39 protein-coding genes are annotated in these 24,538 nt (G+C 60.1%); 6 read left to right on the forward strand and 33 right to left on the reverse strand.

Annotated elements, in window-relative coordinates; translation table 11 throughout:
• The first annotated feature begins 19 nt into the window (after positions 1-19).
• The 6 genes from GHK24_RS11960 to GHK24_RS11985 all read left to right on the forward strand — a co-directional run bounded on the left by GHK24_RS11960 (position 20) and on the right by GHK24_RS11985 (position 5,820).
• Positions 20-952 carry an ATP-binding response regulator gene (locus GHK24_RS11960; RefSeq protein WP_153473117.1) on the forward strand — a complete coding sequence of 311 codons (933 nt, stop codon included), beginning with the start codon at positions 20-22 and terminating at the stop codon, positions 950-952.
• Positions 876-2,510, forward strand: coding sequence for a SpoIIE family protein phosphatase (locus GHK24_RS11965; protein WP_228384686.1), 1,635 nt, complete (start codon positions 876-878; stop codon positions 2,508-2,510). The genes GHK24_RS11960 and GHK24_RS11965 overlap by 77 nt, the downstream gene beginning before the upstream one ends.
• Before the next feature lie 164 nt (positions 2,511-2,674).
• Entirely contained in the window at positions 2,675-3,577 is a 903-nt protein-coding gene (locus GHK24_RS11970; RefSeq protein WP_153473119.1) for a glutamate/aspartate ABC transporter substrate-binding protein, read from the forward strand.
• An 85-nt stretch (positions 3,578-3,662) separates the two neighbouring features.
• Entirely contained in the window at positions 3,663-4,406 is a 744-nt protein-coding gene (locus GHK24_RS11975) for an amino acid ABC transporter permease (protein ID WP_153473120.1), read from the forward strand.
• Entirely contained in the window at positions 4,403-5,095 is a 693-nt protein-coding gene (gene gltK / locus GHK24_RS11980; RefSeq protein WP_153473121.1) for a glutamate/aspartate ABC transporter permease GltK, read from the forward strand. Before GHK24_RS11975 ends, gltK begins: the two co-directional genes overlap by 4 nt.
• Positions 5,092-5,820: an ATP-binding cassette domain-containing protein gene (locus tag GHK24_RS11985; protein ID WP_167681047.1), complete on the forward strand. Its 729-nt coding sequence runs from the start codon at positions 5,092-5,094 to the stop codon at positions 5,818-5,820. Before gltK ends, GHK24_RS11985 begins: the two co-directional genes overlap by 4 nt.
• Positions 5,821-6,074: 254 nt before the next feature.
• Here the strand turns inward: GHK24_RS11985 and rplQ are convergent, their stop codons facing one another.
• The 33 genes from rplQ to rpsL form a co-directional block, all read right to left on the reverse strand.
• On the reverse strand, positions 6,075-6,470 hold the full coding sequence (gene rplQ, locus GHK24_RS11990) for a 50S ribosomal protein L17 (protein ID WP_153473123.1): 396 nt from the start codon (positions 6,468-6,470) through the stop codon (positions 6,075-6,077).
• A 34-nt stretch (positions 6,471-6,504) separates the two neighbouring features.
• Entirely contained in the window at positions 6,505-7,479 is a 975-nt protein-coding gene (locus tag GHK24_RS11995; RefSeq protein WP_153473124.1) for a DNA-directed RNA polymerase subunit alpha, read from the reverse strand.
• A gap of 39 nt (positions 7,480-7,518) precedes the next feature.
• Positions 7,519-8,148, reverse strand: a complete 630-nt coding sequence (rpsD, locus tag GHK24_RS12000; RefSeq protein WP_340642806.1) for a 30S ribosomal protein S4 — start codon at positions 8,146-8,148, stop codon at positions 7,519-7,521.
• 12 nt (positions 8,149-8,160) lie between these two features.
• Complete coding sequence (gene rpsK, locus GHK24_RS12005) at positions 8,161-8,550, reverse strand: 30S ribosomal protein S11 (protein ID WP_153473125.1); 390 nt, start codon at positions 8,548-8,550, stop codon at positions 8,161-8,163.
• 12 nt (positions 8,551-8,562) lie between these two features.
• Positions 8,563-8,925 (reverse strand): 30S ribosomal protein S13, encoded by a 363-nt coding sequence (gene rpsM, locus GHK24_RS12010; protein ID WP_153473126.1) that lies wholly within the window; start codon positions 8,923-8,925, stop codon positions 8,563-8,565.
• A 71-nt stretch (positions 8,926-8,996) separates the two neighbouring features.
• Positions 8,997-9,110, reverse strand: a complete 114-nt coding sequence (gene rpmJ / locus GHK24_RS12015) for a 50S ribosomal protein L36 (protein ID WP_153473127.1) — start codon at positions 9,108-9,110, stop codon at positions 8,997-8,999.
• Positions 9,111-9,184: 74 nt separating this feature from the next.
• Positions 9,185-9,403: a translation initiation factor IF-1 gene (gene infA / locus GHK24_RS12020; protein ID WP_014235458.1), complete on the reverse strand. Its 219-nt coding sequence runs from the start codon at positions 9,401-9,403 to the stop codon at positions 9,185-9,187.
• Between the two features lies 1 nt (position 9,404).
• The gene (secY, locus tag GHK24_RS12025; protein WP_153473128.1) at positions 9,405-10,730 is read right to left on the reverse strand and encodes a preprotein translocase subunit SecY; all 1,326 of its coding nucleotides are present in this window, start codon (positions 10,728-10,730) and stop codon (positions 9,405-9,407) included.
• A 19-nt stretch (positions 10,731-10,749) separates the two neighbouring features.
• Complete coding sequence (gene rplO, locus GHK24_RS12030) at positions 10,750-11,184, reverse strand: 50S ribosomal protein L15 (RefSeq protein ID WP_153473129.1); 435 nt, start codon at positions 11,182-11,184, stop codon at positions 10,750-10,752.
• Position 11,185: 1 nt separating this feature from the next.
• A complete protein-coding gene (gene rpmD / locus GHK24_RS12035) occupies positions 11,186-11,368 on the reverse strand; it encodes a 50S ribosomal protein L30 (RefSeq protein WP_153115104.1) in 183 nt (60 codons plus the stop codon).
• Between the two features lie 3 nt (positions 11,369-11,371).
• On the reverse strand, positions 11,372-11,896 hold the full coding sequence (gene rpsE, locus GHK24_RS12040; protein WP_153473130.1) for a 30S ribosomal protein S5: 525 nt from the start codon (positions 11,894-11,896) through the stop codon (positions 11,372-11,374).
• 29 nt (positions 11,897-11,925) lie between these two features.
• Positions 11,926-12,279: a 50S ribosomal protein L18 gene (gene rplR / locus GHK24_RS12045; RefSeq protein WP_167681114.1), complete on the reverse strand. Its 354-nt coding sequence runs from the start codon at positions 12,277-12,279 to the stop codon at positions 11,926-11,928.
• 13 nt (positions 12,280-12,292) lie between these two features.
• Positions 12,293-12,826 carry a 50S ribosomal protein L6 gene (gene rplF, locus GHK24_RS12050; RefSeq protein ID WP_153473132.1) on the reverse strand — a complete coding sequence of 178 codons (534 nt, stop codon included), beginning with the start codon at positions 12,824-12,826 and terminating at the stop codon, positions 12,293-12,295.
• Positions 12,827-12,836: 10 nt separating this feature from the next.
• Positions 12,837-13,232 carry a 30S ribosomal protein S8 gene (rpsH, locus tag GHK24_RS12055; RefSeq protein ID WP_153473133.1) on the reverse strand — a complete coding sequence of 132 codons (396 nt, stop codon included), beginning with the start codon at positions 13,230-13,232 and terminating at the stop codon, positions 12,837-12,839.
• A gap of 14 nt (positions 13,233-13,246) precedes the next feature.
• A complete protein-coding gene (gene rpsN, locus GHK24_RS12060; RefSeq protein ID WP_153473134.1) occupies positions 13,247-13,552 on the reverse strand; it encodes a 30S ribosomal protein S14 in 306 nt (101 codons plus the stop codon).
• A gap of 7 nt (positions 13,553-13,559) precedes the next feature.
• A complete protein-coding gene (rplE, locus tag GHK24_RS12065) occupies positions 13,560-14,099 on the reverse strand; it encodes a 50S ribosomal protein L5 (RefSeq protein WP_153473135.1) in 540 nt (179 codons plus the stop codon).
• A 7-nt stretch (positions 14,100-14,106) separates the two neighbouring features.
• Complete coding sequence (rplX, locus tag GHK24_RS12070; protein WP_153473136.1) at positions 14,107-14,424, reverse strand: 50S ribosomal protein L24; 318 nt, start codon at positions 14,422-14,424, stop codon at positions 14,107-14,109.
• 10 nt (positions 14,425-14,434) lie between these two features.
• Entirely contained in the window at positions 14,435-14,803 is a 369-nt protein-coding gene (gene rplN, locus GHK24_RS12075) for a 50S ribosomal protein L14 (RefSeq protein WP_153473137.1), read from the reverse strand.
• 128 nt (positions 14,804-14,931) lie between these two features.
• Positions 14,932-15,198 carry a 30S ribosomal protein S17 gene (gene rpsQ, locus GHK24_RS12080; RefSeq protein ID WP_153473138.1) on the reverse strand — a complete coding sequence of 89 codons (267 nt, stop codon included), beginning with the start codon at positions 15,196-15,198 and terminating at the stop codon, positions 14,932-14,934.
• Complete coding sequence (gene rpmC, locus GHK24_RS12085; RefSeq protein ID WP_153473161.1) at positions 15,195-15,389, reverse strand: 50S ribosomal protein L29; 195 nt, start codon at positions 15,387-15,389, stop codon at positions 15,195-15,197. The genes rpsQ and rpmC overlap by 4 nt, the downstream gene beginning before the upstream one ends.
• A 2-nt stretch (positions 15,390-15,391) precedes the next feature.
• Complete coding sequence (gene rplP / locus GHK24_RS12090; RefSeq protein ID WP_153473139.1) at positions 15,392-15,805, reverse strand: 50S ribosomal protein L16; 414 nt, start codon at positions 15,803-15,805, stop codon at positions 15,392-15,394.
• Positions 15,789-16,652 (reverse strand): 30S ribosomal protein S3, encoded by an 864-nt coding sequence (gene rpsC / locus GHK24_RS12095; RefSeq protein WP_153473140.1) that lies wholly within the window; start codon positions 16,650-16,652, stop codon positions 15,789-15,791. The genes rplP and rpsC overlap by 17 nt, the downstream gene beginning before the upstream one ends.
• A gap of 9 nt (positions 16,653-16,661) precedes the next feature.
• Positions 16,662-16,991, reverse strand: a complete 330-nt coding sequence (gene rplV / locus GHK24_RS12100; RefSeq protein WP_153473162.1) for a 50S ribosomal protein L22 — start codon at positions 16,989-16,991, stop codon at positions 16,662-16,664.
• Positions 16,992-17,001: 10 nt separating this feature from the next.
• Positions 17,002-17,277 carry a 30S ribosomal protein S19 gene (rpsS, locus tag GHK24_RS12105; protein WP_153473141.1) on the reverse strand — a complete coding sequence of 92 codons (276 nt, stop codon included), beginning with the start codon at positions 17,275-17,277 and terminating at the stop codon, positions 17,002-17,004.
• A gap of 13 nt (positions 17,278-17,290) precedes the next feature.
• On the reverse strand, positions 17,291-18,118 hold the full coding sequence (gene rplB / locus GHK24_RS12110; RefSeq protein ID WP_153473142.1) for a 50S ribosomal protein L2: 828 nt from the start codon (positions 18,116-18,118) through the stop codon (positions 17,291-17,293).
• Positions 18,119-18,421: a 50S ribosomal protein L23 gene (gene rplW, locus GHK24_RS12115; RefSeq protein WP_153473143.1), complete on the reverse strand. Its 303-nt coding sequence runs from the start codon at positions 18,419-18,421 to the stop codon at positions 18,119-18,121.
• Positions 18,418-19,038: a 50S ribosomal protein L4 gene (gene rplD, locus GHK24_RS12120; protein ID WP_153473144.1), complete on the reverse strand. Its 621-nt coding sequence runs from the start codon at positions 19,036-19,038 to the stop codon at positions 18,418-18,420. Before rplD ends, rplW begins: the two co-directional genes overlap by 4 nt.
• Complete coding sequence (rplC, locus tag GHK24_RS12125) at positions 19,038-19,682, reverse strand: 50S ribosomal protein L3 (protein ID WP_153473145.1); 645 nt, start codon at positions 19,680-19,682, stop codon at positions 19,038-19,040. Before rplC ends, rplD begins: the two co-directional genes overlap by 1 nt.
• 125 nt (positions 19,683-19,807) lie before the next feature.
• On the reverse strand, positions 19,808-20,119 hold the full coding sequence (gene rpsJ, locus GHK24_RS12130) for a 30S ribosomal protein S10 (protein ID WP_153473146.1): 312 nt from the start codon (positions 20,117-20,119) through the stop codon (positions 19,808-19,810).
• 60 nt (positions 20,120-20,179) lie between these two features.
• Positions 20,180-21,370: an elongation factor Tu gene (gene tuf, locus GHK24_RS12135; protein ID WP_153473147.1), complete on the reverse strand. Its 1,191-nt coding sequence runs from the start codon at positions 21,368-21,370 to the stop codon at positions 20,180-20,182.
• A 24-nt stretch (positions 21,371-21,394) separates the two neighbouring features.
• A complete protein-coding gene (fusA, locus tag GHK24_RS12140; RefSeq protein WP_167681041.1) occupies positions 21,395-23,488 on the reverse strand; it encodes an elongation factor G in 2,094 nt (697 codons plus the stop codon).
• Between the two features lie 38 nt (positions 23,489-23,526).
• Positions 23,527-23,997: a 30S ribosomal protein S7 gene (rpsG, locus tag GHK24_RS12145; RefSeq protein WP_153473148.1), complete on the reverse strand. Its 471-nt coding sequence runs from the start codon at positions 23,995-23,997 to the stop codon at positions 23,527-23,529.
• A 90-nt stretch (positions 23,998-24,087) separates the two neighbouring features.
• Positions 24,088-24,465, reverse strand: a complete 378-nt coding sequence (rpsL, locus tag GHK24_RS12150; protein ID WP_153473149.1) for a 30S ribosomal protein S12 — start codon at positions 24,463-24,465, stop codon at positions 24,088-24,090.
• Between the last annotated feature and the right edge of the window lie 73 nt (positions 24,466-24,538).

Consider the following 24,538-nt stretch of genomic DNA (forward strand, 5'->3'; position numbering starts at 1 on the left):
GCCCGCCCCGGAGTTGTCTATGCCCAAGCCACTACTTATCGTCGCCCGCGAGCAGAACGCTCCCGACAGCCTGACGGGCGCTCTGGGCATCGGCGACTATCAGTTGACCCGCGAGGCCGATCCCGAGCAGGCATGGCGGAGCATCACGGCAGCCGATGCGGACTTCGCCGCCGTCATCATCGACCTGACGCTCCCCGACACCGGCGGACTGGCGCTCTTGCGCCGCATCAAGCACCTGCCGCGCCTCGCGGAACTGCCCGTCATCATGCAGATGCCTCCCGTCGACAGCCAGGAACTCGCGTCCTTGCTGCGCGCGGGCCTCAAAACCGGCGCCTACTTCTTCATCAGCTCGCCGTGCGAACCATCGACCGTGCTGGAAACCTTGAACGCGGCGATGGAAGACGCCCAAGTCAAGCATGCGCTGGCACGCCGCCAACGCGAAAGCGGCGGTTACATGCGCCTCTTGCGCGAAGCGAGCTTCGTCGTGCGCACCCTCGACGAAGCCGAGCAACTCGCATCCTTCGTGGCGCTGGCCGCACCGCAGCCCGAGCGCGCACTGCTTGGCCTCACGGAACTGTTGATCAACAGCATCGAACACGGCAACCTCGGCATCAGCTATGAGGAGAAACGCATGCTGAAGGAAGTCGACCGCTGGCGCGACGAAGTCGACCGCCGTGCCGCCCTGCCGGAAAACCTCGACAAGCGGGTGCGGGTGCGGCTGCACCGCGACAGCAACCGATTGCTCATACGCGTCAGCGACGACGGACCGGGTTTTGACTGGCGCCACTATCTCGACTTCGACCCCCGGCGCGCCTTCGACCCGAACGGGCGCGGCATCGCCATGGCCCGGCTGGCAAGCTTCGACGGACTTGAGTATGAAGGCGACGGTCGCGTCGCCATCGCCACCATTCTGGAAACCGGGCCTGCCGGAGCACACGCGCATGGGCAGTGAAGGCGCCATCATCGCCGAGCCGGCGGGCATGCGGATTCTCATCCTCGACGAAGACCCCTTCGACCGGCGCATCCTCGAAGACTCCCTGCGCCGCCTCGGCCATACGGCGATCATCGCGCGCAATGCCAGCGAAGCCCTCGAAGCCTTCGCGCGTGATCGCCCGGACCTGATCATTCTCGACATCGTCAGCTCCGACCTCGACGGTTACGAACTCGCCCGCCGCATCCGCGCTGAGCGGCGCGAGCGCTGGACGCCGATCATCTTCCTCTCGGCGCTTGATCGCGAGGAAGACATCATTGCCGGTTTCGAAGCCGGCGGTGACGACTTCATCGGCAAGCCATTCAACATCGCCCTGCTCGACGCCAAGCTGCGCTCGCTGCAACACGCGCTGAATCTGCAACGGCAAGCCTACGTCGCGCTCAAGCGCGTGCGCGCGCTTTCCGACAACGTCCTCGACGCCATCGTCACCATCGACGCCAAGGAAACCATCGTTGCCGCCAACTCTTCCTGCGAGCGAATCTTCGGCTGGAAGCCGAGCGAACTGATCGGCCGCAACCTGCGCGTCCTCATGCCCGAGCCGTTCCGCAGCCAGCACGCCGGACACGTTGCGCATTACGTGCACGGCGGCGCTGCCCGCATCATCGGCATCGGCCGCGAATCGCTGGCGCAGCATAAGGACGGCACCATCTTTCCGATCGACCTCGGCGTCAGCGAGGTGCGCGTCGACGACGAGCGCCTCTTCATCGGCATCATGCGCGACATCCGCGAGCGCAAGGAAGCCGAGCGCAAGCTGCTGGAGAATGCCGAACTCCTCCAGCGCTATCACGACGAAGCCGAGGCCGAAGGCGAACTGGCGCGCAGCCTGATCGACCGCCAGCTGCGGCGGCCGGGGCTCGACGACCCGCAACTGCGCTACTGGCTGATGCCCGCCCGCAATTTCAGCGGCGACGTCGTCGCGGCGGCGCGTTCGGCCGAAGGTCGGCGCTATGCGCTGCTCGCCGACGCCACCGGTCACGGACTCACCGCCGCCATCAGCACGCTGCCGGTGCTCTCGCTCTTTTACAGCATGGCGCCGACGAATGCCTCACTCGGCGAGATCGTCGGCGAGATCAACGCGCAGCTTTGCCAGTCGATGCCTGCCGGACGCTTTGTCGCCGCCGTGCTGGTCTGCATCGACGAAGCCTCGGGCGAAGGAGAGATCTGGAATGGCGGCCTGCCCGAAGCGCTGCTGCTCGATAGCGGCGGACGGGTGCAGTTTCGCTTTACCTCGCAACGCACGCCGCTCGGCATCATCGATAGTGACGAGTGGGTCTGCAAAACGCAGCGTTTTGCCTGGGCGGGCGATGCACAGCTGCTGCTGTGCTCGGACGGGCTACTCGAAGCCACCGACGCGAGTGGCGATCCGTTCGGGCAGGGGCGGCTCCTCTCCGCACTGCTCGGCATTCCGCCCGAGCAGCGCGCCAACAGCGTGCGCGCTGCGCTGGCCCGGCATCTGGGGGATCATCCGGCGCACGACGACGTATCGCTTTTTGTCCTCGACTGCCCACGTCATAACTGATGCCCACGCCATTTTTCTCGCTAAGTTGCTAAGCCGGCAGCGAAAGTCGCGATTGCATCCACCTCGCGCAGACTCCATAATTCGCCGGTCCGCCCGTCGATATGCTGTCCTGCAGCGTCCGGGCGCTCGTCATCCCTTCCCCTGCAACCCTCTCGCGCGAGGTAATGATGAAGACCCTGACCACGGCGGCAGCCGCACTGCTGGCTGCCTCTTTGCTGACGACGCCTGCGTTTTCGGCCGAATTGACCGGCACGCTGAAGAAAATCAAGGACACCGGCACGATCACGCTCGCTCACCGCGAATCGTCGATCCCCTTCTCCTACTATGACGATCAGCAGCAGGTCATTGGCTACTCGCAAGAGATGATGCTCAAGGCCGTCGCCGCCATCAAGAACGACCTCAAGCTGGCGAAGCTCGACGTCAAGATGATGCCGGTGACCTCGGCCAACCGGATTCCGCTGGTGCAAAACGGCACGGTCGACATCGAATGCGGCTCGACCACCAACAACCTCGAACGGCAAAAGCAGGTCAGCTTCTCGACCAGCATCTTCATCATCGGCACCCGCCTGATGACGCGTAAGGATTCCGGCATCAAGGACTTCGCCGATCTCGCCAGCAAGAACGTCGTCACCACCGCCGGTACGACGTCCGAGCGTCTCCTGCGCAAGATGAACGAAGACAAGAAAATGGGCATGAATATCATCAGCGCCAAGGATCACGGTGAATCCTTCCTGACGCTGGAAACCGGCCGCGCCGTCGCGTTCATGATGGACGACGCGCTGCTCTACGGTGAGATGGCGAAGGCCCGCCGCCCGGGAGACTGGGTCGTCACCGGCACGCCGCAATCCTTCGAAGCCTACGGCTGTATGCTGCGCAAGGACGATGCCGCCTTCAAGAAGGTGGTCGACGATGCGCTGACCAAGGCCATGACCTCTGGCGAAGCCGAAAAGATCTACACCAAGTGGTTCCTGCAACCGATCCCGCCGAAGGGGCTCAACCTCGCGTTCCCGCTGTCCGAGTCGATGAAGGCGCTCTACAAGGCACCGAACGACAAGGCATTCGAATAGTCCGCGACCACGGCCTCTCTGAAGTGGCGGAAGGTTTTGCCTTCCGCCACTTTTCTTGAACGGACACACTGCTCGACACTGACCAATGGCTTACAACTGGAACTGGGCGATTTTCCTCAGCGAGACGCCCTCGGGAGAGTCGACGTACCTGGGCTGGCTGCTGACCGGTTTGCAATGGACCGTCACCCTGTCCCTCTCCGCCTGGATCATCGCACTGACGGTCGGATCGCTGTTTGGCGTTCTGCGTACCGTCCCGAATCGCTGGTTGTCGATGCTGGCGGCGGCCTACGTCGAAACCTTCCGCAACGTGCCGCTGCTGGTGCAACTGTTTCTCTGGTACTTCGTTCTGCCCGAACTCCTGCCGCGCGGCATGGGCGACGCCTTCAAACAACTCAATCCGCTGATGCAGCAATACATTGCCGCGACACTCTGCCTGGGGCTCTTCACCGGCGCGCGGGTGAGTGAGCAGGTTCGCTCGGGCATCGGCGCGCTGCCGCGCGGGCAGCGCAACGCGGCGCTGGCGCTTGGCCTGACACTGCCGCAGGCGTATCGGCACGTCATGCTGCCGATGGCCTTCCGCCTCGTCATCCCGCCGCTCACCTCCGAGTTTCTCAATATCTTCAAGAACTCCGCTGTAGCGACGACCATCGGTCTGATCGAACTCTCGCGTCAGGCACAACAGCTGGTGGACTACACCGCCCAGCCCTACGAAGCTTTCATTGCCGTGACGCTGATGTACGTCATGATCAACGTCACCGTCATGTTCTTCATGCGCCGACTGGAGCAGAAAGTGCGCGTCCCGGGCTATCTTGGAGGTAACCCGTCATGAACGACGCCTACGACGGCTACGGCTTCGACTGGAGCTCGATTCCCGGCGCACTGCCCCTTCTCGCCAAGGGGCTGTCGATCACCTTCGAGGTGACGGTGACGGCCATCGTGGTCGGCATCATCTGGGGCACGCTGCTGGCGGTCGCCCGATTGTCGAAGTCGAAGCTGCTGTCCACCGCAGCCGCCGGCTACGTCAATCTGTTCCGCTCGGTGCCGCTGGTGATGGTGATCCTGTGGTTCTACCTCATCGTGCCGCAGCTGCTCAAATCGGTGTTCGGCGAAGGCATTGCTGACATCCGCCTGGCCTCGGCCTTGTGCGCTTTCGCCCTCTTTGAGGCGGCGTACTACTCGGAAATCATCCGTGCCGGCATTCAGTCTGTGTCGCGCGGGCAGGCCTCCGCCGCACTGGCGCTCGGACTGACCCCGGGGCAGACGATGCGTCTGGTGATCCTGCCGCAGGCTTTCCGCAACATGCTGCCCTTGTTGCTGACGCAGGCCATCATCCTCTTTCAGGATACCTCGCTGGTCTACGTCATCGGCCTGTCGGATTTCTTCGGCACCGCCTACAAAGTGGGGGACCGCGACGGCCGCTTGGTGGAATTGCTCCTCTTCGCAGGGGCCGTCTATTTCGTCTTCTGTTTCAGTGCTTCGCAGATCGTTCGCCATCTGCAGCGGAGGTTCGTAAAGTGATTTCGATTCGTCAGGTTTCCAAGTCCTATGGCAGTTTCCAGGTTCTCAGCGACTGCTCCACCGAGATCAAGAAGGGCGAAGTGATCGTCGTCTGCGGCCCGTCGGGCTCGGGCAAGTCGACCCTGATCAAATGCGTCAATGGGCTGGAGCCTTTCCAGTCCGGCGAAATCATCGTTGACGGCATTTCGGTCGGCGACCCGCGCACCAAGCTATCGACGCTACGCGCCCGTGTTGGGATGGTCTTCCAACACTTCGAGCTCTTTCCGCACATGACCATCGTCGACAATCTGACACTGGCCCAGGTCAAGGTCTTGGGCCGCTCGCGCGACGAGGCGGCCGAGAAGGGACTGAAGCTGCTCGAACGCGTTGGCCTGAAGGCCCACGCCAACAAGCACCCCGGCGCACTCTCCGGCGGACAGCAACAGCGCGTCGCCATCGCCCGCGCGCTGTCGATGGACCCGATCGCCATGCTCTTCGACGAACCGACGTCGGCACTCGACCCGGAGATGATCAACGAAGTTCTCGACGTCATGGTCGAACTGGCCAACGAAGGCATGACCATGATGTGCGTAACCCACGAAATGGGCTTCGCGCGCAAGGTCGCGCACCGCGTCATCTTCATGGACCAGGGACGCATCGTCGAAGACGCGCCGAAGGATGACTTCTTCGGCCAGCCGCGTTCGGAGCGCGCCCAGCAGTTCCTGTCGAAGATTCTGCACCACTAGAGATCGCTCACACTGGCCGGTCTCGTTCGACACGGCAGACGCACGAGCCCCTCCTGAGGACTGGCGGGGCTTTTTTTCCACTCGCCCCCCTAAACCCAGTCGGCCGCTGGCGCTCACGGACTACCCGGCACTCGCTCACCGCTAGCGCGCCGCATGCGCAGCTCCGGATCCCCGCACTCGCGAAATGTCGCACCCGGGCGGTGAACAAAAAAAAGCCAGGCAAACGCCTGGCTTTTTTTCAGCGGGAGAAGGGCTTACGCCGCTTCGACGGCTTCCGCTTCTTCGGTCACTTCCGGCTGATCGAGCAGTTGCACATACGCCATCGGTGCGTTGTCGCCTTGACGGAAACCGCACTTCAGGATGCGCAGGTAACCACCGTTACGCGACGCAAAACGCGGGCCGAGAACGTCGAACAGCTTGACGACGATTTCGCGGTCGCGCAGGCGGTCGAACGCCAAACGGCGATTAGCGAGGCTCGGCTTCTTGCCCAGCGTGATCAGCGGCTCCACGACACGACGCAGTTCCTTTGCCTTCGGCAAAGTCGTCTTGATCGTTTCGTGACGCAGCAGGGAGACCGACATGTTGCGCAGCATCGCCAAGCGGTGCGCGCTGGTACGGTTAAGTTTACGGAGACCCAGACGGTGACGCATTTATTGTTCCTCTCTTAGGCTAGCCAGGGTGGCATTACTTCTCGAGGCCAGCCGGAGGCCAGTTTTCCAGCTTCATCCCCAGCGTGAGACCGCGCGCGGCCAGCACTTCCTTGATTTCGTTGAGCGACTTGCGACCGAGATTGGGCGTCTTCAGAAGCTCATTCTCGGTGCGTTGGATCAGATCGCCGATGTAGTAGATGTTTTCCGCCTTGAGGCAGTTGGCAGAACGCACGGTCAGCTCGAGATCATCCACCGGACGCAGCAGTACCGGATCGACCTGAACCGCCTTGTGGTGCTCCACCGGAGCGGCCGTCCCTTCAAGAGCGGCGAAGACTTCCAACTGCTCCATCAGGATGCGCGCGCTCGTACGGATCGCTTCCTCGGGCTCGATTACGCCGTTGGTTTCGATGTCCATCACCAGCTTGTCGAGGTCGGTACGTTGTTCGACGCGGGCGCTCTCGACGGTGTAGGCAACGCGGGTCACCGGGCTGAACGACGCGTCCAGCACCAGATTGCCGATGCTCTTGCCGGCATCGCCGAGGTTACGCACGTTGCCCGACACGTAGCCGCGGCCCTTCTCAACCTTCAGCTCCATCGCCAGCTTGCCGCCCGGCGACAGGTGAGCAATGACGTGCTCCGGATTGATGATCTCGACGTCGTGCGAGATCTCGATATCCGACGCGCGAACAATGCCTTCGCCGTCTTTCTTCAGGTGCAGGACCACCTCATCGCGGTCATGCAGTTTGAAGACGATGCCTTTCAGGTTGAGCAGGATGTCGACGACGTCTTCTTGCACACCGTCGATCGTCGAGTATTCGTGCAACACGCCTTCGATGCTCACTTCCGTCGGCGCGTAGCCGGGCATCGACGACAGCAGAATGCGACGCAGCGCGTTGCCCAGCGTGTGACCGTAGCCGCGTTCGAACGGCTCCATCACGACGCGGGCCTGCACCGGCGACACGCTCTGCACATCGATGATGCGCGGTTTTAAAAGTCCACTGCTTTGCATGTGTTGTCCTTTGCCTGATTCGGTCAAGCGCAGCCGCGATTACTTCGAATACAGTTCGATCACGAGGCTCTCGTTGATCGTCGGCGGCAATTCGCTGCGTTGCGGACGAGCCTTGAACGTACCCTTGCCGGCCTTGGCGTCGACTTCCACCCACTCAGCGAAGCCACGCGACTCGGCAGCGGCGAGCGCGGCTTTGACGCGAAGTTGTCCCTTGGCCTTTTCGGCGAGTTCAACGACGTCACCCGGGCTGACCTGGAACGACGGGATGTTCACACGACGGCCGTTGACGAGGATGCCGTTATGGCGAACCAGCTGACGCGATTCGGCACGCGAGGCAGCGAAGCCCATGCGATGCGCAACCGTATCAAGACGCGATTCGAGCAGTTGCAGCAGGATTTCGCCCGTCACGCCACGGCGACGGTCGGCTTCCTTGTAAACACGACGGAACTGGCCTTCAAGAACGCCGTAGATACGACGAATCTTCTGCTTTTCACGCAGGTGAACGCCATAGTCAGACAGACGCTGACCGGACTTTTGACCGTGTTGCCCCGGTGCATACGAACGACGCTCGATGGAGCACTTGTCCGTGAAGCACTTTTCACCCTTGAGGAAGAGCTTCTCTCCCTCACGGCGGCACTGACGGCATTTCGGATCGAGATTGCGAGCCACTGTTCTTTCTCCTTAAATGCGGCGCTTCTTGGGCGGCCGGCAACCGTTGTGCGGGATCGGCGTCACATCGGTGATGGCCGTAATCTTCATACCGAGCGCGTTCAGGGCGCGAACCGACGATTCGCGGCCAGGGCCGGGGCCCTTGATGCGAACTTCGAGGTTCTTGACGCCGCATTCCTGCGCCGCCTTGCCAGCCGCTTCAGCCGCGACCTGAGCAGCAAACGGCGTGCTCTTACGCGAACCCTTGAAGCCAGCGCCACCGGAGGTCGCCCACGACAGCGCGTTGCCCTGACGGTCGGTGATGGTGATGATGGTGTTGTTAAAAGACGCGTGGATGTGGGCGATACCCTCAGCAACGTTCTTTTTTACTTTTTTGCGCACTTTCGTGGCGGTCTTAGCCATGATCTAGTCCTCTTACTTCTTGCCGGCGATGGGCTTACGCGGTCCCTTGCGGGTGCGCGCGTTGGTACGGGTACGCTGACCACGAACCGGCAAGCCCTTGCGATGCCGGAGCCCACGGTAGCAACCGAGGTCCATCAGGCGCTTGATGCTCATGGTGACTTCACGACGCAAGTCACCTTCGACGGTGTACTTGCCGACCTGGTCGCGCAGACGGTCCATCTCTGCGTCGGTCAGATCCTTCATCTTCGTGGAACGGTTAACCCCAGCCGCATCACAGATTTTCTGCGAACGCGTGCGGCCGATACCGTAGATCGCGGTAAGCGCGATTTCGGCGTGCTGGTGGTTGGGAATATTTACCCCTGCGATGCGGGCCATCGATTCACCCCAAATAAGCGAAACTGGTATTTATGTGTTCAATCAGACGAACGAAAACGACTCGTTCCTGATCAGCCCTGACGCTGCTTGTGGCGCGGATCGGTACAGATCACACGCACTACACCGTGGCGTCGAATGATTTTGCAGTTGCGGCAGATGCGCTTTACGGATGCCAGCACTTTCATGATCAACTCCTGTTTGCTCGACTTTGGGGCGCAGCCAGCCTTCTGTCGAATTGCCTATCTTGCGTAGAGATTCGTTATTTGGCGCGGAAAACAATTCGCGCCCGTGAAAGATCGTAGGGCGTCAGTTGAACCGTCACCTTGTCCCCCGGAAGTATGCGAATGTAGTGCATGCGCATTTTTCCGGAGATAAAACCGAGAACCATGTGTCCGTTTTCGAGCTTGACGCGGAACGTCGCGTTCGGGAGGTTTTCAACAACCTCACCCTGCATTTCGATCAGATCTTCCTTGGCCATCCTATTTCGCCGTAAATCCGGGGCCCTTGAAGTTTGCTTTCTTCAACAACCCCTCGTACTGGTGAGACATGACGTAAGCCTGCACCTGCGCCATGAAGTCCATCGTCACGACCACGATGATCAAGAGTGAAGTTCCCCCGAAGTAGAACGGTACGTTCCACTTCAAAATCAGGAACTCCGGAAGCAGACACACAAGCGTGATGTAGGCAGCACCCACCAGCGTCAAGCGCATGAGTATCTTGTCGATGTAACGCGCGGTCTGTTCGCCCGGACGGATACCCGGTACGAACGCGCCACTCTTCTTCAGGTTCTCGGCGGTTTCCTTCGCGTTGAAAACAAGCGCCGTGTAGAAGAAGCAAAAGAACACGATGGCTGCCGCATACATCATCACGTAGATCGGCTGACCTGGCGACAAGGTACCGGCGAAATCCTTAAGCCAGTGCATCGACTCGCTCGATCCAAACCAGCCAGCGATCGTCGCCGGAAAGAGAATGATCGACGAAGCGAAGATCGGCGGGATGACGCCCGACATATTCAACTTCAGCGGCAGATGCGAGCTCTGTCCACCGTAAACCTTGTTACCCACCTGACGCTTGGCGTAATTCACCAGAATCTTGCGCTGGCCACGTTCGACGAACACAACGAATGCCGTCACCAGACCAACCAGTAGGGTGACCACGATCGCCGTCAGCGGGTGCATCGCACCGGTCCGCACCAACTCGAGCAGGCCGCCGATTGCATTCGGCAGACCCGCGGCGATACCGGCGAAGATGATTATCGAGATGCCGTTACCAATACCGCGCTCGGTGATCTGCTCGCCGAGCCACATGAGGAACATAGTCCCGGTAAGCAGCGTCGTCACCGCGATCAGGCGGAACATCAAGCCCGGCTCAATCACTAGACCCGGCTGCGATTCCAGCGCGATGGCGATGCCGATACCCTGGAACAACGCAAGAAACACTGTGCCGTAGCGGGTGTACTGCGTAATCTTGCGGCGACCGGCCTCGCCCTCTTTCTTCAATGCCTCAAGCGTCGGGCTCGCCACCGTCATCAACTGCATGATGATGGAGGCGGAGATGTAAGGCATGATCCCCAGCGCGAAAATCGTAAAGCGGGACAAAGCGCCACCCGAGAACATGTTGAACATGCCCAGGATGCCGCCCTGTTGCCGACTGAACAGCTCGCTCAGCGCCTGCGGATCAATGCCAGGCACCGGAATGTGCGCACCGATCCGATAGACGATCAGCGCCCCCAGCAGAAACCACAGTCGGCGCTTCAGATCGCCAAACTTTCCGCTTTTGTTCACCGCGCCGGAGTTAGTTGCCAAAACCCTTCACCCTGCCCGCTTACTCAGCGACGGAGCCGCCAGCGGCTTCAATCGCCGCGCGCGCACCCTTCGTCGCGCCAACGCCCTTGAGCGTGACCTTGCGAGAAATCTCACCCGACAGCACGACCTTGGCCGACAGCGCATGCTGAGCGACGAGGTTGGCTTGCTTCAACGCCAGCAGATCGACTTCGTCGAACGGCAGATCGTTGATTTCGGACAGACGCACTTCAACGTTGCGAGCGTTCGTCAGCGAAACAAAGCCGCGCTTCGGCAGACGACGTTGCAGCGGCATTTGACCGCCTTCGAAGCCGACCTTGTGGAAGCCGCCAGCGCGGGACTTTTGACCCTTGTGACCGCGTCCGCAGGTCTTGCCCAAGCCGGAGCCGATGCCGCGACCAACGCGGCGACGTTCCTTCTTCGACCCTTCGGCCGGCTGAATCGTGTTCAGTTTCATCTTAACCCTCGCACTTCAGCAGGTAGGAGACCTTGTTGATCATGCCACGAACCGCCGGCGTGTCCTGCAACTCCGAAGAACTGTTAAGACGACGCAGGCCGAGGCCGCGCACGGTGGCGCGATGCGACTGCTTGGTACCGATCAGGCTCTTCACGAGCGTGACCTTGATTTTCTTCTCGGACATGATTTACCCCGTGATCTCGGCAACCGTCTTACCACGCTTGGCGGCGATTTCCGACGGCGTGCTCATCGACTTCAGGCCATTGATCGTGGCGCGAACGATGTTGTAAGGATTGGTGGAGCCGTGCGCCTTCGCGACGACGTTGGTCACGCCAACCACATCGAACACAGCGCGCATTGCGCCGCCGGCGATCACGCCCGTACCATCCGGTGCCGGCTGGATCATCACGGTCGACGCGCCATGGCGCCCAAACACCGTGTGATGCAAGGTGCCGTTCTTCAGGCTGATCTTCACCAGCTTGCGACGTGCCTCTTCCATAGCCTTTTGCACGGCAACCGGCACTTCGCGCGACTTGCCCTTGCCCATGCCGACGCCACCATCACCATCACCAACGACGGTCAGTGCAGCGAAGCCCAGGATACGACCGCCCTTGACCACTTTCGTGACGCGGTTGATCGACACCATCTTTTCGCGCATGCCATCATCACGCTCGTCGGCCTGCTGCGGTTTCCTGCTTTGCGGTTTAGCCATTGCTTACTCCGTTCCTTATTCCGGGCCGCTTAGAACTTGAGGCCGGCTTCACGCGCGGCTTCCGCCAGCGCCTTGACGCGTCCGTGGTACTGAAAGCCGGCACGATCGAAGGCCACGGCGGAAATGCCGGCCTTGATAGCACGCTCAGCGATCAACTTACCGACCACGACAGCCGCACTCACATTGCCGCCGTTGGGCAGATCCTTGCGAATTTCCGGCTCGAGCGACGATGCAGACGCCAGCGTCTTGCTGCCGCAGGACGAAATCACTTGTGCGTAGATATGGCCGTTGGTGCGATGCACCGACAAGCGCACTGACTTCAGCTCGGCGATTTTTGCCCGGGTTTTGCGGGCACGGCGCAACCTTGCCTGTTTCTTGTCAATCATTTAAGCACCCTTACTTCTTTTTCGTTTCCTTGAGGATGATCACTTCGTCGGCATAACGCACGCCCTTGCCCTTATAGGGCTCCGGCTTGCGATAGGCGCGGATTTCAGCCGCCACCTGACCAACGAGCTGCTTATCGACGCCCTTGACGATGATTTCCGTCTGCGTCGGCGTCTCAACCTTGATACCGGCCGGCATCTTGTGCGCGACGGGATGGGAGAAGCCGAGCGTCAAATTGAGCGTTTCGCCCTGGGCTTGCGCACGGTAACCGACGCCAACCAGCGTCAGCTTGCGCGAGAAGCCTTGGCTTACGCCCGTCACCATGTTGGCGACGATGGCGCGCACCGTACCGGAGAGCGCGTCCGCATTCGCCGCACCTTCAACCGGGCGGCACAGCAGATGACCATCTTCGAGCACCACGTTGACCGCGGAATTAGCGGCAAAATCGAGCGCACCGAGTGGACCGGCAACGGAAATCTTCTCCGCGGAAATCTTGGCCGTAACGCCTTGCGGCAGGGCGATGGGGTTCTTAGCAACGCGAGACATGTTCCCCCCCTTACGCCACGATGCAGAGGACTTCGCCGCCAACGCGACTAGCGCGGGCCTTGCGATCAGTCATGACACCTTGGGGCGTCGACACAATCGCCACACCAAGACCATTCATCACACGCGGAATATCGTCAGCGCCGCGGTAAACACGCAGACCAGGACGCGAGACGCGCTCGATGCGTTCGATAACCGGACGGCCAGCATAGTACTTCAGGCCAATTTCCAGCTGCGGCTTGCCGTCGTTCTCACGAACCGTGAATTCGTCGATGTAGCCTTCGTCCTGCAGCACCTTCGCAATCGCCTTCTTGATTTTGGAAGCGGGCATAGCAACCGTCGCCTTTTCCGCCATCTGGGCATTACGGATGCGGGTCAGCATATCGCTGATCGGATCACTCATACTCATGTCTTATCTCCTGCTTACCAGCTGGCCTTGGTCACGCCGGGCACTTGGCCGAGCATGACAAACTCACGCAGCTTGCTGCGTCCCAGACCGAACTTGCGGTAAACGCCACGCGGACGACCCGTAAGCTGGCAACGATTACGCAGACGAACCGGGCTGGCGTCACGCGGGAATGCCTGAATTTCCAAGCGGGCCGCGAAGCGCTCTTCTTCCGAACGCGACTGGTCATTAATGATCGCCGTCAATTCAGCACGCTTTTTGGCATATTTTTCGACCATCTTGCGCCGCTTGAGATCGCGGTTGATCAATGCAAGTTTCGCCATGTTCGCCTCAGTTCTTGAACGGGAATTTGAAGGCGCCCAGCAGTGCACGCGCTTCTTCGTCGGTCTTGGCGGTCGTGGTAACACTGATGTTCATACCACGCAGCGCGTCGATCTTGTCGTATTCGATTTCCGGAAAAATGATCTGCTCTTTGACGCCCATGTTGTAATTGCCTTGGCCATCAAAACCCTTACCGGAAACCCCACGGAAATCTCGCACCCGCGGCAATGCGATCGTCACCAGACGATCCAGGAATTCGTACATCCGCGGGCCGCGCAACGTCACCATGCAGCCGATGGGATAGCCCTCGCGAATCTTGAAACCGGCGATCGACTTGCGCGACTTCGTGACCACGGGCTTTTGCCCAGCGATCTTCGTCATGTCGCCAACGGCGTTCTCGAGCACCTTCTTGTCAGCCACAGCCTCACCGACGCCCATATTCAGGGTGATCTTGGTGATGCGCGGGACTTCCATCACGGACTTGTAACCGAACTTCTCGGTCAAGCTCGGCGCAACGGTCGATTTATAGTAATCCTGCAAACGCGCCATGATCGCCTCAGCCCCCTACCACTTCGCCAGTCGACTTGAAGACACGAACCTTCGCGCCATCTTCAAGCACCTTGAACCCAACGCGGTCAGCCTTGCCCGTCGCCGGGTTGAACACTGCCACGTTGGAAACATGGATCGGCATGTTCTTATCGACGATGCCACCCTGCACACCCTTCACCGGGTTCGGCTTGACGTGCTTTTTGGCGCGATTGATGCCATCAACCACGAGCGACTCTTCGCCACTCCAGGCCAATACTGAACCACGCTTGCCCTTGTCTTTGCCGGCGATGACGATGACTTCGTCGCCTTTACGAATCTTGTTCATAGCCACACCCTCACAGCACTTCGGGCGCGAGCGACACAATCTTCATGAAGCGCTCGGTACGCAACTCACGCGTAACCGGCCCGAAGATACGCGTGCCGATCGGCTCCAGCTTGGAATTCAGGAGCACCGCCGCATTGTTGTCGAACTTGACCAGGGAACCATCGGGACGACGAACGCCCTTGGCGGTACGAACCACCACGGCGCTATAAACATCGCCCTTTTTAACGCGAGCACGAGGGGCTGCGTCCTTGATGCTGACCTTGATGATGTCACCAATGGCCGCGTAACGGCGCTTGGAACCGCCAAGCACCTTAATACACATGACCGAACGCGCGCCGGTGTTGTCGGCGACGTCCAGTACCGTCTGCATCTGAATCATTTTTTACTCCAACTTATCCCGCCGATTCGCGGTCAGTCTTGGAACCCGTGCGGGAGATACGCTCGGCCAAGGGCGGCCGAGCGACGAAGAGGCGAGAGTATACCCGCCCCAAGGAGAATTGCAAAGCGTTAAATTACGGACGCTTTTTCCAGCAGACGCGAAACCTTCCACGCCTTGGTCTTCGAGAGAGGACGGGTTTCCTCGATCTGCACCAGATCGCCCGTCTTCGCTTCGTTGTTCTCGTTGTGCGCGTGGTACTTGCTCGCACGAACGATGATCTTGTCGTACATCGGATGCTGAACGCGGCGTTCAATCAGGACGGTGACGGTCTTATCCATCTTGTCGCTGACCACACGCCCAACCAGCGTACGCTTGATAGGAGTCGTTTCGCTCATTGCTGCACCGCCTTTTCACGGAGAATGGTACGCACACGTGCGATGTCGCGACGAACCTTGCCAAGCTGGCTGGTGTTGGAAATCTGCTGAGTCGCAACCTGGACGCGCAGGCCGAACTGCGCCTTCAGCAGACCAAGCAACTCCGCATTCAGCTCGTCCACACTTTTCGTTTTGAGTTCACTGGCTTTCATTTTCATCCCACCATGCGCGTGACGAAGGTCGTCGAGATCGGCAGCTTGGCGGCTGCCAAGGCAAACGCCTCGCGGGCCAGCGCCTCGTCAACACCGTCCATCTCATAAAGCACCTTGCCGGGCTGGATTTCGGCAACGTAGTACTCGGGGTTACCTTTACCGTTACCCATCCGGACTTCCGCCGGCTTCTTCGAAATGGGTTTATCCGGGAACACACGGATCCAGATACGCCCACCCCGCTTGATGTGACGCGTCATCGCGCGGCGCGCCGCTTCGATCTGACGCGCCGTCAGGCGCCCACGCCCGGTGGCCTTGAGCCCGAACTCGCCGAAGCTCACCTTGGCGCCGCGAGTCGCGAGGCCGGTGTTACGGCCCTTCTGCTCCTTGCGGTACTTCCTTCTAGCTGGCTGCAGCATCTTTCGTTCCTGCCTTTCTCACTCGTTTCGCGGGAGCCTTGGCTTCGCCATCGGCACCTTCAGTCTTGACCGCCTCAGGGGCGCCATCGGCACGCGGCTTCACCGCACGCGTACGCGGACGATCCGCAGCCTCGCCATCACGGCCAGCCGGACGCACACCACGGCGCGCCTTGCGAGCAGCATCGTCGCTCTCCGGAGCAGCAGCCAGAGCGTCGGCGCGATTCAGAATCTCGCCCTTGAACACCCAGACCTTGATACCGATAATGCCGTAGGTCGTTTCGGCTTCGGACGTCGCGTAATCGATGTCCGCACGCAGCGTGTGCAGCGGCACGCGGCCTTCGCGGTACCACTCGCGACGAGCGATTTCGGCGCCATTGAGACGACCGGAGCTCATGATTTTGATACCCTGGGCGCCCAGACGCATTGCGTTTTGCATGGCACGCTTCATCGCACGGCGGAACATGATCCGCTTTTCCAGCTGCTGTGCGATCGAGTCGGCAATCAGTTGGGCGTCGAGTTCCGGCTTGCGGATTTCTTCGATCGTCACGTGAACCGGAACGCCGAGGATGCGCTGCAGATCCGTACGCAACTGATCGATGTCCTCGCCCTTCTTGCCGATGACGACGCCCGGACGAGCCGAGAAAACCGTCACACGCGCGTTCTTGGCCGGACGCTCGATCAGCACACGGCCGACGGACGCGTGCTTCAGCTTCTTCTTGAGGTATTCACGTACCTTGATATCTTCATTGAGCATGCCCGCGAAATTCTGGCTATTGGCATACCAACGCGACGACCAATCCCGGCTAACTGCCAGGCGGAAACCGGTCGGATGAATCTTCTGTCCCATTTGTCTTCCTCAGTTCCCGACGGTCAGATAGATGTGGCACGTGGGCTTGACGATGCGATTGCCACGACCCTTGGCGCGGGCGGTGAAACGCTTGAGCACCGCCCCCTTTTCCACGTAGATGGTCTTGACCTTAAGCTCATCAATGTCAGCACCGTCGTTGTGTTCGGCATTTGCGATCGCCGATTCCAACACCTTCTTGATGATCCCGGCACCCTTTTTCGGGCTGAACGCCAGAATGTTGAGGGCCTTATCCACCGGCAGACCGCGAATCTGATCGGCGACGAGGCGCCCTTTCTGGTCAGACAAACGAACGCCGCGCAACACAGCACGAGTTTCCATATCCATCCCCTTACCTCTTCGCCTTCTTGCCGGCGGTATGTCCCTTGAAGGTACGCGTCAAGGAAAACTCACCCAGCTTGTGGCCGACCATATTTTCGGTGACATACACCGGAATGTGCTGCTTGCCGTTATGGACAGCGATCGTCAGCCCAACAAAGTCAGGCAGAACAGTCGAACGACGCGACCAGGTCTTGATCGGACGCTTGTCTTTAGTCAGACGCACGGCATCAATTTTCTTGAGCAGGTGCGCATCGACAAACGGGCCTTTTTTAACTGAACGTCCCATGGTTCCCTACCCCTTAGCGTTTGTGACGGCGCTGCACGATCATCGAGTTCGTGCGCTTGTTGCGGCGAGTACGATAGCCCTTAGTCTTGACGCCCCAAGGACTGACCGGATTCATACCGGCAGCCGTACGACCTTCACCACCGCCGTGGGGGTGATCCACCGGGTTCATGGCAACGCCGCGAACGGTCGGACGGATGCCACGCCAGCGGTTCGCACCGGCCTTACCGATGGAACGCAGGCTGTGTTCTTCGTTACCCACTTCGCCAACCGTCGCGCGGCACTCGACGTGCACACGGCGGATTTCACCGGAACGCAGGCGCAGCTGAGCGTAAACCCCTTCGCGCGCCAGCAACTGAACCGAGGCACCGGCGGCACGAGCCAACTGCGCGCCCTTGCCCGGAATCATCTCAATGCAGTGGATAGTGGTACCGACCGGGATGTTGCGGATCGGCAGCGTATTACCGGCCTTGATCGGCGCCTCGGAGCCGCTCAGCAGTTGCTGACCGACCACCAAGCCCTTCGGAGCGATGATGTAACGACGCTCACCATCGGCGTAGCACAGGAGGGCGATATTCGCACTGCGGTTAGGATCGTATTCGATCCGTTCAACCGTTGCCGGAATACCGTCCTTGGTGCGACGAAAATCCACGACACGATAGTGTTGCTTGTGGCCACCGCCCTGGTGACGCGTCGTGATACGACCGTTGTTGTTACGACCGGCCTTCTTCGACTGCGCCTCGACGAGCGCGGCGTGCGGGCGACCCTTGTGCAGGTCGGGATTAACGACCTTGACAACGGCACGACGCCCGGGAGAGGTCGGCTTGACTTTGACGAGAGCCATTTACGCTGCCCCCCCTTCCACAAAATTGATCTCTTGACCCGGCTTCAGGCAAACGAAAGCCTTCTTCCAGCCCTTGCGACGACCGTTGAAACGGCCGAAACGCTTTTGCTTACCCTTGACGTTGGCGATCTGCACAGCCTCGACTTCGACCTTGAAGAGCAACTCAACGGCAGCCTTGACTTCCGGCTTGGTCGCATCGGTGGCCACGCGGAAAATCACTTGCTCGCGCTTCTCGGCCACCCACGTCGCTTTCTCCGAAATCTGGGGTGCCAGCAGCACCTGCAACAGACGTTCTTGGTTCATCCCAGAATCTCCTCAAACTTGGCAACAGCAGCCTTAGTCATCAGCACCTTCGGGAAACGGACGAGCGACACGGGATCAGCCTCATTGACTTCGATCACGAGCACGTTCGGCAGATTGCGCGAAGCAAGGAACACGTTCTCATCGAGCGTGTCGGTGATGACGAGCACCGAGTCGTAACCCATGCCCTTGATCTTTTGTGCGAAGAGCTTTGTCTTCGGCGCTTCGACGGCGATGCCATCGACCACAGCCAGACGATCATCACGCGCCAGCTGCGAAAGGATCGACGCCATACCGGCTCGATACATCTTCTTGTTCAGCTTCTGCGTGAAGTTTTCTTCGGGAGAATTCGGGAAGGTACGACCGCCCCCACGCCACAGCGGCGAGGACGACATACCGGAACGGGCACGACCCGTACCCTTTTGACCCCAAGGCTTATGCGTGGTGTGGCTAACCTGCTCGCGATCCTTCTGCGCGCGGTTACCACTGCGGGCATTCGCTTGATACGCAACGACGACCTGGTGAATCAGCGCCTCGTTGTACTCGCGGCCAAACAGAACGTCGGACGCGGCGAGACGGCTCGCCTCTTGGCCCTGCTCGTTAATGACTTTCAGTTCCATTATGCCCCCGCCTTCACTGCCGGACGAACGACCACGTCCGAACCCTTAGAGCCAGGGACAGCGCCCTTGACCAACAGCAATTGACGCTCGACATCGACACGCACGACCTCGAGGTTTTGCTGCGTCCGCTTCGCATCACCGAGGTGGCCGGCCATGCGCTTACCCGGGAAAACGCGACCCGGATCTTGCGCCATACCGATCGAGCCCGGCGCATTGTGCGAAACCGAGTTACCGTGCGAAGCACGTTGCGAGCTGAAGTGGTGGCGCTTGATGCCACCCGCAAAGCCCTTACCGATCGTCTGACCCGACACGTCAACCTTTTGGCCGACAGCAAAGATGGTCACGCTGATCGTGTCGCCCGCCTTAAGCGTAGCCAGATCAGCAAGTGCAACCGGGAATTCTTTGAGAACGCTACCCGCTTCGACACCCGCCTTGGCGAAATGTCCAGCGGCCGCCTTCACAACACGCGACGCGCGACGCGCGCCGAAAGCCACTTGGACGGCAGCATAGCCGTCCACTTCAGGCGTCTTCACTTGGGTCACGCGATTGTTCGACACGTCGAGCACGGTTACCGGGACGGAAGCACCGTCATCGGTAAAAATGCGCGTCATGCCGACCTTGCGCCCAACAAGGCCTAGACTCATATTTATTCTCCTCGCGCCGGCTACGATTGGCCGGCAACGATGCAAGTCAAAAATCGGGCAGCACTTGCAGTGCCACCCGGCGAAAACCGCCGATTATATCGACGTTAGCTTCCCACTTCAAGCAACTACTGCAACTTGATCTCGACGTCAACGCCCGCCGGGAGATCCAGCTTCATCAGCGCATCAACCGTCTTGTCGGTCGGCTCGATGATGTCCATCAAACGCAAATGGGTGCGAATTTCGAACTGATCGCGCGAGGTCTTGTTGACGTGAGGGGAACGCAGCACATCGAAGCGCTCGATACGCGTCGGCAGCGGAACCGGCCCACGGACAACCGCGCCCGTGCGCTTCGCCGTTTCAACGATCTCGAGAGCCGACTGGTCGATGAGGCGATAGTCGAAGGCCTTGAGGCGAATGCGGATTTTCTGGCTTTGCATGTTTTCTTTCCAAAGAGCAGAAAGGCGCGCCCAAGAGAGGCGCGCCTTCGGTGAGAAAAATTACTCGATGATTTTAGCCACGACGCCGGCGCCGACGGTACGGCCGCCTTCGCGGATGGCGAAGCGCAGACCGTCTTCCATGGCGATCGGAGCGATCAGCTTGACGGTGATCGACACGTTGTCGCCCGGCATGACCATCTCAACACCTTCCGGCAGCGCGATGGCACCGGTCACGTCGGTCGTGCGGAAGTAGAACTGCGGACGGTAGTTGTTGAAGAACGGGGTGTGACGACCCCCTTCGTCCTTCGACAGCACGTACACTTCACCCGTGAAGTGGGTGTGCGGCGTGATGGAACCCGGCTTGGCCAGCACCTGGCCGCGTTCGACGTCCTCACGCTTGGTACCGCGCAGCAGCACGCCGACGTTGTCGCCAGCCTGACCTTGGTCGAGCAGCTTGCGGAACATTTCAACGCCCGTGCAGGTGGTCTTGACGGTGGCCTTGATGCCGACGATTTCGATTTCTTCGCCGACCTTGACGATGCCGCGTTCGAGACGGCCCGTTACCACGGTGCCGCGGCCGGAGATCGAGAAGACGTCTTCGATCGGCAACAGGAAGGGCTTGTCGATGGCGCGTTCCGGCGTCGGGATGTAGCTGTCGAGGGCGTCGGCCAGACGGAAGATGGCGGCTTCGCCGATTTCGCTTTGGTCGCCTTCGAGGGCCTTCAGGGCGGAGCCGTGAATGATCGGGATGTCGTCACCCGGGAAGTCGTACTTCGAGAGGAGTTCGCGAACTTCCATTTCGACGAGCTCGAGCAGCTCGGCGTCGTCCACCATGTCGCACTTGTTCAGGAAGACGATGATGTACGGCACACCGACCTGACGGGCGAGCAGGATGTGTTCGCGCGTTTGCGGCATGGGGCCGTCAGCGGCGGAACAGACGAGGATGGCGCCGTCCATCTGGGCGGCACCGGTGATCATGTTCTTGACGTAGTCCGCGTGCCCCGGGCAGTCAACGTGGGCGTAGTGACGCGTCGCGGTTTCGTATTCAACGTGCGCAGTGTTGATGGTGATGCCGCGCGCCTTCTCTTCCGGCGCCGCGTCGATCTGGTCGTACGCCTTCGCTTCACCGCCAAACTTCTTCGACAGGATCGTCGTGATCGCCGCCGTCAGCGTCGTCTTGCCATGGTCAACGTGACCAATCGTCCCCACATTCACGTGCGGCTTCGTACGTTCGAACTTTCCCTTAGCCATTTGCGTTTCCTTGAATACCGTTAATCACTTCTTGTTAATGATGGCTTCGGCCACGTTCTTCGGAGCTTCAGCGTAATGCTTGAACTCCATCGAGTACGTAGCGCGGCCTTGCGTCAGCGAGCGCAGTTGCGTCGAGTAGCCGAACATTTCGGCCAGCGGCACTTCGGCGCGAACCGCCTTCATGCCTCCGGGCAGGTCGTCCATGCCTTGCACCATGCCACGACGGCCGGAGAGGTCGCCCATCACGTTGCCCATATAGTCTTCCGGAGTTTCGACTTCGACGGCCATCATCGGCTCGAGCAGGGTCGGCTGCGCTTTGCGCATACCTTCCTTGAAAGCCATCGAGGCAGCCATGCGGAACGCGTTTTCGTTCGAGTCCACATCGTGGTACGAACCGTCGAACAGCGTGAACTTGACATCGACCACGGGGAAGCCGGCAAGCACGCCGCTCGTGACCGCATCCTGGAGGCCCTTGTCGACCGCGGGGATGAACTCGCGCGGCACCACGCCGCCCTTGATCGCGTCGACGAACTCGTAGCCTTTGCCGGCCTCGTTCGGCTCGATCTTGAGCCAGACGTGACCGAACTGGCCGCGACCACCAGACTGCTTGACGAACTTGCCTTCTTGCTCGACAGCCTTCTTGATGCATTCGCGGTACGCCACTTGCGGCGCACCCACATTGGCCTCGACACCGAACTCACGCTTCATGCGGTCGACGATGATTTCAAGGTGCAACTCGCCCATGCCGGAGATGATGGTCTGACCGGACTCCTCGTCGGTACGGACGCGGAACGACGGATCTTCCTGCGCCAGACGATTCAGCGCGATACCCATCTTTTCCTGGTCTTGCTTGGTCTTCGGCTCGACGGCAACGTGAATCACCGGCTCGGGGAATTCCATACGCTCAAGAATGATCGGCGCGTCCGGATCACACAGCGTTTCGCCCGTCGTCACTTCCTTCAGACCAACGCACGCGGCGATGTCGCCCGCCAGAATTTCCTTGATTTCGACGCGGTTGTTCGCGTGCATCTGCAGCACACGACCGATACGCTCCTTACGCCCCTTGATCGGGTTGTAGATCGTGTCGCCGGAGGCCAGAACGCCGGAATAAACGCGCACGAAGGTCAGCTGACCGACGTACGGGTCGCTCATCAGCTTGAACGCCAACGCAGAGAACTTCGCATCGTCAGCCGCCGGACGCGTATCGTGCTCACCGTTTTCCTTCTCGCCTTCAACGTCCGGAATATCAACCGGCGACGGCAGCAACTGGATCACCGCGTCCAGCATGCGCTGCACGCCCTTGTTCTTGAACGCTGAACCGCACAGCATCGGCTGGATTTCGCAGGCGATCGTGCGCTGACGCAGACCAGCAATGATCTGCTCCTCGGAGAGCTCACCGTTCTCTAGGTACTCGTTCATCAGCTCTTCGGACGCTTCGGCAGCTGCCTCAACCATCTGTTCGCGCCACGTGTTCGCGACGTCGACCAGATCGGCAGGAATATCGCCGTAGTTGAACTTCATGCCTTGGGAGGCTTCGTCCCAGATGATCGACTTCATCTTCAACAGATCGACCACGCCGACGAAGTTTTCCTCAGCGCCGATCGGAATCACGATCGGCACCGGGTTCGCCTTCAGGCGCGTCTTCATCTGCTCGACGACCTTGAAGAAGTTGGCCCCCTGACGGTCCATCTTGTTCACAAAGGCCAGACGCGGCACCTTGTACTTGGTCGCCTGACGCCACACCGTCTCGGACTGCGGCTGCACGCCACCGACCGCACAGTAAACCATGCAGGCGCCGTCGAGCACGCGCATCGAACGCTCGACTTCAATGGTGAAATCGACGTGCCCCGGGGTGTCGATGATGTTGAAGCGGTGCTCCGGGAAGGACAGATCCATGCCCTTCCAGAAGCAGGTCGTTGCCGCCGAGGTGATGGTGATGCCGCGCTCCTGCTCCTGCTCCATCCAGTCCATCGTGGCCGCGCCATCGTGAACTTCGCCAATCTTGTGATTGACGCCGGTATAGAAGAGGATGCGCTCGGTCGTCGTCGTTTTGCCGGCGTCGATGTGCGCGCTGATACCGATATTGCGGTAGCGCTCAATAGGGGTTTTACGTGCCACGTGGGTAACCTTTACTTTAAAAAGTCGTCAGACGGGCATTAGAAGCGGTAATGCGCAAAAGCCTTGTTGGCTTCAGCCATCCGGTGGATTTCATCGCGCTTCTTGACAGCGCCACCACGGTTTTCAGCCGCTTCGAGCATCTCAGCCGCCAAGCGTTGCCCCATGGATTTCTCGGAACGTTTGCGGGCAGCTTCGCGCAGCCAGCGCATGGCGAGCGCCATACGACGATTGGGGCGCACTTCAACCGGCACCTGGTAGTTGGCGCCACCGACGCGGCGGCTCTTCACTTCGACCAGCGGCTTGACGTTGCCGATCGCGGTCGCGAACACTTCCAGCGGATCCTTGCCGCCCTTGGCGGTGATGACATCAAACGCGCCATACACGATGCGCTCGGCGACCGACTTTTTGCCGCTCATCATGATGGTGTTGACGAATTTGGAAACATCGACGCTGCCGAACTTGGGATCGGGCAGGATATCGCGCTTGGGTACTTCACGACGACGAGGCATAGCTTTCTCTCTTAAATATATTCAGTTGAGGGACAACGGATTGCGCCCCTCTCGGCCACCCATCTGAGCAGCCACTTACTAAGGCAACGCTTACGCGGCCTTCGGACGCTTGGCGCCGTACTTCGAACGCGACTGCTTACGATCCTTGACGCCCTGGGTATCCAGCGAGCCACGAACAGTGTGGTAACGCACACCCGGCAAGTCCTTTACCCGGCCGCCGCGAATCAGCACCACCGAGTGCTCCTGCAGATTGTGGCCTTCACCGCCGATGTACGAGATGACCTCGAAACCGTTGGTCAGGCGAACCTTGCACACTTTACGCAGCGCGGAGTTCGGCTTCTTCGGCGTCGTCGTGTAGACGCGCGTGCAGACGCCACGCTTCTGCGGGCAGTTTTCCAGCGCCGGCACCTTGCTCTTGGCGCGCACATGGGTACGCGGCTTGCGTACGAGTTGGTTAATGGTCGGCATAATTTCTTTCCAATCACGGTCGCAGCACACAAACGCGCCGCGGTAACGCTGCAAAAAACCAAGGCGGACACGA

The sequence above is a fragment of the Rhodocyclus gracilis genome (assembly GCF_009617575.1).
In the GTDB taxonomy this organism is placed as follows: Bacteria; Pseudomonadota; Gammaproteobacteria; order Burkholderiales; family Rhodocyclaceae; genus Rhodocyclus; species Rhodocyclus gracilis.